1 protein-coding gene is annotated in these 1,467 nt (G+C 73.3%); it reads left to right on the forward strand.

Annotated elements, in window-relative coordinates; genetic code table 11:
- Positions 1–1,039, forward strand: a 1,039-nt coding sequence (locus IH13_RS38085) for a VWA domain-containing protein (RefSeq protein ID WP_031087063.1), incomplete at its 5' end; no start/stop codon positions are given.
- Between the last annotated feature and the right edge of the window lie 428 nt (positions 1,040–1,467).

The following is a 1,467-nucleotide window of genomic DNA, read 5'->3' on the forward strand; positions in this document are numbered from 1 at the left end:
GGCGATCGAGACGGCCGAGACCGCCGAAGCCGCCGCGGGGCAGGCCGCCCTGGGCGCCGCGCAGGCGCTCACCGCGGCGGCGCCCGGTGTCGGTGCCGCCGCGCGGAACGCGGCGGCGCACGCCGCCACGACCGCACGCGAGGAGGCCGCGCTGATGCGGGCCTGGGGCGTGGCTCCGGGTGAGCTGGAGCGGATGCCGTTCGACGACCGCGCCCGGCTCGCCGAGCGGCTACGCACCGGCCGTCTCGCCCGGTGGGCCGAACTGATCGGCCGGTTCCGGCAGATGGCCGGCGGCGAACGCGCACGCAAGGTGGAGAACTCCGGCGGGGAGCTGGTCGGCGTGACACTCGGCAACGACCTCTCCCGCGTCGTCCCCGCCGAACTGGCCAACCTCGGCCTGCCCGAGCTGCGGGCGGTGTTCGCCGCGCGCTACGCCGCCGGCGAGCTCATGCTCTACGACAGCCAGGGGGAGCAGACCACCGGTCAGGGCGCCGTCATCGCGTGCGTGGACACCTCGCACTCCATGCTGATGGCGGGGCCGGGCGGGGTGACCCGGGAGGCGTGGGCCAAGGCCTGTGCCCTGGCGCTGCTGGACCAGGCACGTCACGCGGGCCGGGACTTCGTCGGCATCCTGTTCTCGGCCGCCGACAAGGTCCGGGTGTTCCGCTTCCCGGCCGGCCGGCCCGCCGGCACCACCCGGGTACTCGACTTCGCGGAGACCTTCCTCGGCGGCGGGACCAGCTACCAGACGCCTCTGACGGCAGCAGCCGAACTGCTGGAGGAGGAGTTCGCCGCTGCCGCCCGCAGGCGCGGCGACATCGTGCTGATCACCGATGACGAGTGCGGCGTCACCGAGGAATGGACGCGCACCTGGATCGGCGCGAAGCGCCTGCTGGACTTCCGCGTCTTCGGCGTGGCCGTCGGCGCCCCACGTGCCGCCGACGCCGGTTCGGTCCTGGAGGCACTGTGCGACAACCTCCGCTCGGTCGAGGACTTCACGGACGTCCACGCCGCCGCCGACCTCTTCCGCGTGATCTGACGCGACCCTCCCCCAGCCGTTCCCGCTCTCCCCCCTACACACCGGGAGCCGGGGCTACGGCGTCGATCCGAACCAGATGGACCGCCTCCGCCGACGTGCTCTGACGTCCGGGTGCGGGCGCGGCTCTCGGGCCTCTCCCGGTACCGTGGCGGCGGGCCTGACACCCCGCAGCCGGCCGAACGGCCAACGTTGGAGTTCCTCGACGGCCTGTGGTTTGGTTGAGGGAGAAAAACGAAGAGTTCAAGAGCCCGTACAGCCCCGTACAGCAGGTGCCAGGCCTGATCGGCCGCTTGACGGACTCTCCGCCGCGGACGCCCTCTCGCACTGCCGGGCTTTCTGCCGCTGTCCGCCAGGTGAACGGCTGTGAACGGCACACGCGGGGCATCGAGGGCCGTGCCGGTGGCCGGCTTCCATCGTCTCCCCCGGGG

Source organism: Streptomyces sp. NRRL WC-3549 (assembly GCF_000721935.1).
Taxonomy (GTDB): domain Bacteria; phylum Actinomycetota; class Actinomycetes; order Streptomycetales; family Streptomycetaceae; genus Streptomyces.